At 74.6% G+C, this 8,651-nt stretch carries 7 protein-coding genes; 4 read left to right on the top strand and 3 right to left on the bottom strand.

All coding sequences use genetic code 11. The features are described from left to right. The 3 genes from A2U95_RS07280 to A2U95_RS07270 all read left to right on the top strand — a co-directional run. The coding region (locus A2U95_RS07280; RefSeq protein WP_166021384.1) for an ATP-binding protein at positions 1-2,190 on the top strand (2,190 nt) is incomplete at its 5' end. A gap of 81 nt (positions 2,191-2,271) precedes the next feature. After that, entirely contained in the window at positions 2,272-2,937 is a 666-nt protein-coding gene (locus tag A2U95_RS07275) for a hypothetical protein (protein ID WP_240957233.1), read from the top strand. A gap of 83 nt (positions 2,938-3,020) precedes the next feature. After that, positions 3,021-4,310, top strand: coding sequence for an Nramp family divalent metal transporter (locus tag A2U95_RS07270; RefSeq protein ID WP_166021382.1), 1,290 nt, complete (start codon positions 3,021-3,023; stop codon positions 4,308-4,310). Between the two features lie 4 nt (positions 4,311-4,314). Here the strand turns inward: A2U95_RS07270 and A2U95_RS07265 are convergent, their stop codons facing one another. The 3 genes from A2U95_RS07265 to A2U95_RS07255 all read right to left on the bottom strand — a co-directional run bounded on the left by A2U95_RS07265 (position 4,315) and on the right by A2U95_RS07255 (position 7,357). Next, positions 4,315-4,947 (bottom strand): class I SAM-dependent methyltransferase, encoded by a 633-nt coding sequence (locus tag A2U95_RS07265; RefSeq protein ID WP_166021381.1) that lies wholly within the window; start codon positions 4,945-4,947, stop codon positions 4,315-4,317. Between the two features lie 31 nt (positions 4,948-4,978). After that, positions 4,979-5,296: an SCO4225 family membrane protein gene (locus tag A2U95_RS07260; RefSeq protein ID WP_166021380.1), complete on the bottom strand. Its 318-nt coding sequence runs from the start codon at positions 5,294-5,296 to the stop codon at positions 4,979-4,981. Between the two features lie 327 nt (positions 5,297-5,623). Further along, positions 5,624-7,357 (bottom strand): chitinase, encoded by a 1,734-nt coding sequence (locus A2U95_RS07255; protein WP_166021379.1) that lies wholly within the window; start codon positions 7,355-7,357, stop codon positions 5,624-5,626. Positions 7,358-7,678: 321 nt separating this feature from the next. On the opposite strand from A2U95_RS07255, the gene A2U95_RS07250 reads away from it, so the two are divergent. Continuing rightward, the coding region (locus A2U95_RS07250; protein WP_338104438.1) for a hypothetical protein at positions 7,679-8,651 on the top strand (973 nt) is incomplete at its 3' end.

The raw sequence follows: 8,651 nt of genomic DNA, 5'->3' as shown, positions 1-8,651 counted from the left end.
GGCGCGGGGGCGGGGCCCTCCCGCGGCCCCGGCACGGTGCCGTCCGGCTCGGGGGCCGGGGCGGCGGGGAGCGCGGAGGGCGGGGTGTGGGCGCCGCGCGGGGTGCCGGACCCGCCCACCCGCTTCGTCGGCCGCGCCCGCGAGGCGGAGGACGTCGGCCGGCTCCTCGCCGAGCACCGCCTGCTCACCCTCACCGGCGCCGGCGGCGTCGGCAAGACCCGCCTCGCCCAGCGCGCCGCCCGCTCCGCGGGCCTGCTGTTCCGGGACGGCGCCTGCTGGGTGGAACTCGCCGAGGTCACCAGCCCCGACGTCCTGCCGTACGCGGTCGCCGAGGGCCTCGGCCTGGGGCCCGTGCCCCCGCACCTCACGCCCACGGACCACCTGGTCGGCGCCCTGCACCAGCGCGAACTCCTGCTGGTGCTCGACAACTGCGAGCACCTGGCCGCCGCCTGCGCCCGGCTGGCCCACCTGCTGCTCGACCGCACCACCGGCGTCCGGCTGCTCACCACCAGCCGGCTGCCGCTCGGCCCCGGCGCCGAACGGCTCTACGTGGTCCCCCCGCTCCCCGAGGACGCCTCGCTGGCCCTGCTCACCGACCGTGCCGCCCTGCTGTCCGAGGTGTCCTGGTCGCGGGACGACCTGGAGCACGCCCGCGCCGTCATCCGCCGGCTCGACGGACTGCCGCTGGCCATCGAGTTCGCCGCCCGGCGGCTGCGCGCCCTCTCGCCGGGCCAGCTCCTCGACCGGCTCGACGAGCGCCTGCCGCTGCTCAGCAAGGGCGACCCGGTGGCCCCCGAACGGCACCGCTCGCTGCGCGCCATGCTCGACTGGAGCCACCAGCTGTGCACCCCCGCCCAGCAGCGGCTCTGGGCCCGGCTGTCGGTGTTCGCCGGCTCCGTCCCGCTGGACGCCGCGCACGCCGTGTGGGAGGAGGACCCCGGGACGGGCGGGGGGACCGCCCCCGAGGAGCTGCTGGACGCCGTCGACGGGCTGATCGACCACTCCCTGCTGCTCACCGAGCCCGGCGACGGCGCCGGCCGCCGCTACACCATGCTGGAGACGGTCCGCGAGTACGGCCGCGACCGGCTGGCGCGCGGCGGGGACCTGGACGACGCCCGCACCCGGCACCTGATGTGGTTCCGCGACCGGGTCCTCGACGGCCACCACCGGTGGGCGGGCCCCGGCCAGGCCGGCCTGCTGGAGCGGCTCCGCCACGACCTGCCCAACATCCGCCACGCCATGGAGTACGGGCTGCGCGACGGAGCCGGGCCCGCGCAGACACATGCCGCCCTCGACATCGCCCGCGGCCTGCAGTGGTACTGGACGGCCACCGGGACCACGGGCGAGGGCACCGGCCGGCTGCGCCGCGCCCTGGCCGTCACCGCGCCCGCCGACGACGACCCGGTGGTCCACGCCGCCCGGACCCGCGCCATGGCGGCCTGCGCCTTCCTCTGCGTCTTCCCCGCCGACCTGGCCACGGCCGGGCGGCTGGCCGACGAGGCCATAGCGCGGGCCCTCGCCGACGGGGACCGGGGCGCGGCCGGCTGGGCCGACCTGGTGCGCGGGCTGGCCGCCGAGACCACCGGCCGGCCGGACGTCGCCCTGGCCCACCTGCGGGCGTCGCTCGAACACTTCGAGGCGGCGGGCGAGGCGTACGGCGAGCAGCAACTGCTGAGCATCCTGGGCAGCACCCTGTGGGCGGTGGGCCGGCTGGAGGAGTCGGCCGCCTGCGTGGAGCGCGGCATGCGGATCGCCCGGGCGCTGGGCGAGACCTGGCACCGTCCCTACCTCGACTGGGTGCTGGCCCTGGTCCGCATCACCGAGAGGCGCCTCACCGGACCCGACGGCGCCCTGGCGCACGCCCGGGCGGTCCTGGAGGCGCAGCGGGTGTTCGCCGACCCGCGCGCCCTCGCCCTGGGGCACGACGCGCTGGCGCACTGCGCCTGGCTGCTCGGCCGGCACCACGACGCCGCCCGCCTGTTCGGCGCCTCGGACGCGTGCTGGCCCCGCGAGGAGACGCAGATCGTCTCCTACCGGACGGACCCCCTGGGCACCGAGCGGTGCGAGGCGGACCTGCGGGCCGTGCTGGGGGAGGAGGGGTACGCCCTGGCCCGGGCAGAGGGCGCGCAGGCGCCGCCGGACGAGGCGCGGGAGTGGTCCATCCGTTTCGCCGTGGATGTCGGCAAGTGACGGGCGGGCTCCGGCCATTCCTCGGTAACGATGCGGGGACGGGTTTTCCGCCGGGTGGTGTCGTGGACCATACTGCGGGCTGTGGAGCAGAGCATCGGTTCGAACACCAAGCCCCTGACCCCGCCCGCCGCCGTCGACCCGGCCCTGATCCCGGGGCTCACCGTCCCGGTGGCGGCCGACGGTGAGCCCGAGGACGCCGCACGCGACGCGGCGCCGGACGGGGACGAGGCCGTCGTGGAGGACGCCGTGCCCGGGACGGAGGACACCGCGCGGGCGGACGCCGCTCCCGCCGGGGACCCCGCCGAGGCCGGGTCCGAGGCCGCCGGGAGCGGTCCGGCACCCGTGCCGGACGGCCCGGTCCTCGAGGCGAAGGACTTCCGCGCGCGCATCGTCGCCGACCACGCGGGCATCCGCCTGAGCCTGGACGACCAGGAGTGCGACTTCCGCTGGGACGAGGTCGGCGCCGTGGAGACGCAGACCTCGAAGCTCGGCAAGCGGTACACCGTGGTCGTGCACACCCCGGACCAGCGGTGGTACTGGATCGAGATCGACGCCAAGTCCCGTGCCGACGTGGCCCGCTGGGACTCCGAGCTGGACGCCGTCCTCGACGCGTACTTCGAGGAGGCCGCCGAGGCGCCGGCCGGGGACGCGACCGGCGACGAGGCCGGCGACGAGGCCGGGGAGACGGCTGCGGACGAGGCCGGGAGCCGGGCCGAGGACGGCGACAGGAAGCCGGGAACCCCGTAGGCGTGGCCGCCGCGGCCAAGGGCCGCCAAGACCGCCGTGCCGGAACCCTTGCCGGGGCCCGCGGTGTCCGCTAGGTGATCACCATGGCTGACACCACGGACAACTCCGCTCCCCGTAAATCGAGTTGGAAACACATCGGCCCCGGCATCGTCGTCGCGGCGACCGGCGTCGGGGCCGGCGACCTGGTGGCCACGCTGGTCGCCGGCGCCAACTTCGGCCACACCCTGCTCTGGGCCGCCGTCATCGGCTGCGTCGTCAAGATCGCCCTCGCCGAGGCGGCGGGCCGCTGGCACCTGGCCACCGGCCGCACCCTCTTCGACGGCTGGGCCTCCATCGGCGGCTGGACCACCGTCTTCTTCGTCGTCTACGCCGTCGTCTGGGGCTTCGTCTACGGGGCCGCCGCCATGTCGTCCAGCGGACTGCCGCTCCAGGCGCTGTTCCCCGGCGTGATGGACCTGGAGTGGTGGGCGGTGGCCACCGGCCTGGCCGGGCTGGTCTTCGTCTGGTTCAACCGGTACGCGGTGTTCGAAAAGGTCATGACCGTCCTGGTGGGCGTCATGTTCCTGGTCACCGTCTACCTGGCCATCCGCGTGGTACCCAATCTGGGTGATCTTCTCGCCGGGCTGCTGCCCGTCCTGCCGGACGGGCAGGACTCCGTCCTCAACACCCTGGGTCTGATCGGCGGTGTCGGCGGCACCATCACGCTGGCCGCCTACGGCTACTGGGTCAACGCCAAGGGATGGACGGGCCCGGGCTGGATGAAGATCATGCGGCTCGACAACAGGGTGGCCTACGCGACCACCGGCGTCTTCGTCGTCGCGATGCTCATCGTCGGTGCCGAGCTGCTGCACTCCTCGGGCATCGCGATCGCCTCCGGCGACAAGGGCCTCGTCCAGCTCGGCGACATCCTGGAGCGGGAGTACGGCGCGGCCACCGCCAAGTTCTTCCTGATCGGCTTCTTCGCCACCTCCTTCACCTCCCTGATCGGCGTCTGGCACGGCGTGAGCCTGATGTTCGCCGACTTCGTCGCCCGCTACCGCACCAAGCGGGCCACCACCGGCGAGGAGGTCGCCGAGGGCCGCCGCGAGAAGTCCTGGGCGTTCCGCGGCTACCTGCTCTGGCTGACCTTCCCGCCGATCGTGCTGCTCTTCCAGGGCCAGCCGTTCCGCCTGATCATCATCTACGGCGTCCTCGGCGCGGCCTTCATGCCGTTCCTCGCCCTGACCCTGATCTGGCTGCTCAACTCCTCCCGCACGCCCGCCGAGTGGCGCAACGGGATCTGGAGCAACGCCATGCTCGCCGTGGCCGGTCTGCTCTTCCTGGTGCTGTGCGTCAAGCAGATCTGGGACCAGCCCTGGGCCGACTTCTTCTGACGGGTCAGGCGGTGCGCTCCGCGCGCAGCACCGTGTCGTGGACGGTGACCTCGCGGCCCTCGTGGGTCACCGTCCGCGGCCGGGCGTCCTGGGTGCGGACGGTCCAGCCGCCGGCCGGGACGAGCTCCTCGGCCAGTTCCCCGGCCGTGCAGAACAGGTCCGGCTCCGGAGGCCGCGGGACCGCGCCGTCCTCCAGGTCCCGGGGGTGGTGCGCGACCACCACCAGGCTGCCGCCGGGGGCGACGGCCTCGGCGAGCCCCGCGAAGACCTGGCGCCGGGTGGCGGACGGCAGGTGCATGAACGCCGTGAACACGAGGTCGTAGGCGCGCGTCTCCGGCACCCAGTCCAGCACGTCGGTCCGCCGCCAGGTGACCTGCCCGGCCAGCTCCGGCGGCGTGTGCCCGGCGGCCCGCCGCAGGGCCACCTCGGAGACGTCCGTGCCGGTGACCGTCCACCCCCGGCGCGCCAGCCAGAGGGAGTCCGCCCCCTCCCCGCAGCCGGCCTCCAGCGCGCGGCCCGGCGCCAGCCCGGAGACCTCCTCGACCAGCGCGGGGTTCGGGTCGCCGCTCCAGAGGCGGTCGGCGGAGGAGTAGCGCTCGTCCCAGAAGGCGGCGGTGAAGCGGGGATCGTCGGTCATGGTGCGCAGGCTAGCCGACGGACGGTCCCGGTCAGGGGGCCGACAGGCGCCGCACGAGCCGTACCAGGGCGCCGATCGCGAGCGCCTGGAGCAGCGCGGCGAGGGCGATGACCAGGTAGGGGGTCCAGGCGGTGCCGACGGGGCCGAGCAGCGGCTCGACGAGGAAGAAGGACGGCCAGGTCAGCAGTATCGGCCATATCAGGGCGAAGCCGTAGTCACCGTCGCCGAAGACGTGGACCGCCGCCTCGACCGCCAGCACGCATCCGACGACCACCCCGAGGTAGGCGCGCGACGCGATGTTCCCGAAGGTCGTCCGGCCCAGCGTCCGCAGCGCCTGTCCGACGGTCATGACCCACCCCTTGTTCCCGTTCCTCGTTCCGTCCGGCCCCGTGCCCGAAGGGCGCGGGTTCCCCCAGCATCGGGTCCGGGCGGGCGCGGCGCCTGAGTAGCGGTACTCACCTTCCCGCTGGGTACGGCGGCGCGCGGGGGCGCCTGCGCCGCCCGCGGGGGCGGGCGTGACGCGCCCGCCCCCGCGGGCGCCGGGCGCTGCGGGGGGCGCCTGCGCCGCCCGCGGGGGCGGGCGTGACGCGCCCGCCCCCGCGGGCGCCGGGCGCTGCGGGGGCGGGGCCCGCCTCCCCGGCGGGGGAGGTGGGGAGGCGGGGCACAGGGGCGGGCGTCAGCCCAGGGCGTGGACGTGCGGGCCGACGGCGTTGGACCAGGCGTTGCCGGCGGTGGCGTCCCAGTTGGTGGACCAGGTCATCGCGCCCCGCAGGTCCGGGTAGGCCTTGGAGGGCTTGAACGAACCGCAGTTGGTGAGCTTGGTCAGGCAGTCCAGGGCGTTGTTGACGATGGCCGGCGAGACGTAGCCGCTGCCGGCGCCGCGGGTGGAGGCGGGGACGCCGATGCCGACCTGGGAGGGCGCGAGCCCGCCTTGGAGCTGGATGCAGGCGAGGGCGGTGAGGAAGTCGACCGAGCCCTGCGAGTAGACCTTGCCGTCGCAGCCCAGCATCGAACCGCTGTTGTAGTACTGCATGTTGACGACGGTCAGGATGTCCTTGACGTTGAGCGCCGTCTGGAAGTACGAGTTGGACGTCGACTGCATGTCGATCGTCTGCGGGGCCATGGTGATGATCAGGTCCGGCCCGGCCTTCGCCGACAGGGAGCGCAGCGCCTGCGTCATGTAGGTGGCGTTCAGGCCGTTCTCCAGGTCGATGTCGACGCCGTCGAAGCCGTACTCCTGCATCAGCGCGTACACCGAGTCGGCGAAGTTGGCGGCGGACGCGGAGTCGGCCACCCGGACCGAGCCGAGCTCGCCGCCGACCGAGATGATGACCTTCTTGCCGGCCGCCTGCTTGGCGCGGATGTCGGCCTTGAACTGCGCCTCGGTGTAGCCGTTCAGCCCGGCCGAGTCGAGGGTGAAGTCGACTGCGCCCGGTGTGGCCGTGGCGTCGGCGAAGGCGACGGCGATGATGTCGTACTGGCTCTGCACCTGGGCGAGGGTCTGCACGGCCGCGCCGTTGTTGAAGTTCTGCCAGTACCCGGTGACCACGTGCTTGGGCAGCGTGGTGCCGCCTCCGCCGTCGCCGGGCCGGGTGGTGGCGGTGACCGTGGCGGACTTCGCGGACTCGCCCGCCGCGTTGGTGGCGGTGACCTGGAACGAGTACGCGGTGGAGGCGGAGAGCCCGGTGACCGTGGCGGAGGTCCCGGAGGTGGTCGCCACCCGGGTGCCGCCCCGGTACACGGTGTAGCCGGTGGCCCCCTGCACGGTGTTCCAGGTGAGGGAGACGGAGGAGGAGGTCGCGCCGGCCACCGCCACCCCGGTCGGGGCCGCGGGCAGGGCCGGCTCCTCGGGCCCGCCGCCGTCGCCGCCCCCGCCGTCGGGGCCGAGGACCGAGAAGTCGTCCACGTGGTAGGCGGCCTGGCCGTACCAGCCGTGGGTGTAGACGGTCACCGAGGTGGTGTTGGCGCCGGTGGTGAAGGTGGTGCGCAGCTCCTTCCAGGTCCCGGAGTCCGGGGTCCAGGTGGAGGTGTCCGTGGTGCCGGTGCCCGTCACGCCCAGGTAGGCGTAGCCCCCCTGGACCCAGGCGCTCAGCGTGTAGGTCGCGTTGGGCCGCACGGCGACCACCTGGCTGCAGCGGGCGTTGTCCTGCCCGGCCGGGGTGGCCTTGAGGGCGCGGGAGCCGCCGTGCACCGGGGAGGCGACGGCCGCGCCGCTCGCCGCCGAACAGGTCCAGCCGGTGAGACCGGACTCGAAGCCGCCGTTGCGCACGTTGTTCACGTCGGCGGCGGACGCGGGGGCGACGCCCAGCGCGGTGGCCCCGAGGGCGAGCGCGGCGGTCAGGGCGGTGGCGAGTGTCCGGGGTCTCGCCGGGGGATGAGAGAGGGTGGGGAGGGTACGCGTGAACTGCATGGGAGCTCCCTGCGGGTGAGGGGGTGGCGGGGCGCGGGTGAGCGGCGCGGCCGGGGGCGGCCGGACCGCTCACAGCGGCGAGTTCAAGCCGGTCTAGACCAACTTGGTCCAGACCAATGCCGGTGTCAAGGGTGCGGCCGGCACGACAACTGTTGTGACGTGTCGGTGAGTTGGCGCATATGCCGACACGGCGTGATCATCGGACAGGTCGCGGTTGAGACGATCTCGACCAATCAGGTGTCGGACGCCGTGACCCGGGGATATCGTGCTGGTGAAAGCGCTGCGCGCGTGAAGACCGGGGCCGACGGGGAGGGTTGAGCGGTGCCGACTGCCATCAGCGTGTCCGGTTCCGGCCTGGTGCTCCCCTCCGCCGACCGGCACACCCCGCCCGCCGCCCTCCAGCCGCGGGCCACCGTCGAGGACACCGTCCACGAGCTCAACGCGCTCGTGGAGCAGCACGGTTACGTCGTCGCCGTGCACCCCGCCGTCACCGATCCGGCCGTCGTGCGGCGGCTGCACACGGCGCGGTCGCTGCTGGAGACGGACCGGGTCGCCATCCTGGCGGCCGATCTCCCGCCGCTCGGAGTCGCCCTGCTCGTGCAGCAGTTGCGGCAGCTGAGCGTCTGCGACTTCGGGCCCGGGGTGCTCGCCTCGGCGGCCAGGCTGCTCGCGCACTACATCTACGCGGGAGCCCTGCTCAACTCCGTGGCCAAGCTGGACCACGTGCCCGTCACGCTCACCGCGCACGCCAAGTCCTGGATGCCGGGAGCCCAGTTCGCCGTGCTCGCCACGCCCCGGCCGGCCCTGGTCCGGCTCGGCGGCGAGGACCGCCTGCCCGGACCGGAGTTCGGCACCCGCATGGTCGCCGCCACCGGCCCCGGCTTCGGCGGCGCCACCCCGCCGGACTGGGTCGGCGCCACGCTCGCGCCCGGCTGGCGCGTCCAGCACTTCTCCACCGTCCCCGTGCCCGCGGAGTCGGCGTCCTGGTGGGGGACTCCCAAGCTGGTCGAGTTCGCGGCGGGGCTGCCGGACGTGTCCGTGCTCTACCAGCTCGTCTCCTCCGTGCGGCGCGACGTCTGCCGGTGGTGCGGCCTCGAACTCATCGGCGACCGCTGCGCGTTCTGCGCCTCGCCGCTCGCCCCGCCCCCCGAGTTCCCGGCGGCCACCCACACCGTGTCCGGCACCGCCGCGGTGGCCGTGACCGCCCGCGCCGCACGGCCCGCCGGCCCGCCCGCCCCCGCGGGGCTCACCGGGCCGCCCGTCCCCGCGGGCGCCATAGGTCCCGGCGGCGACG

The sequence above is a fragment of the Streptomyces chilikensis genome (genome assembly GCF_001642695.1).
Taxonomy (GTDB): Bacteria; Actinomycetota; Actinomycetes; order Streptomycetales; family Streptomycetaceae; genus Streptomyces; species Streptomyces chilikensis.
This window is presented reverse-complemented; position numbering and strand designations above follow the sequence as displayed.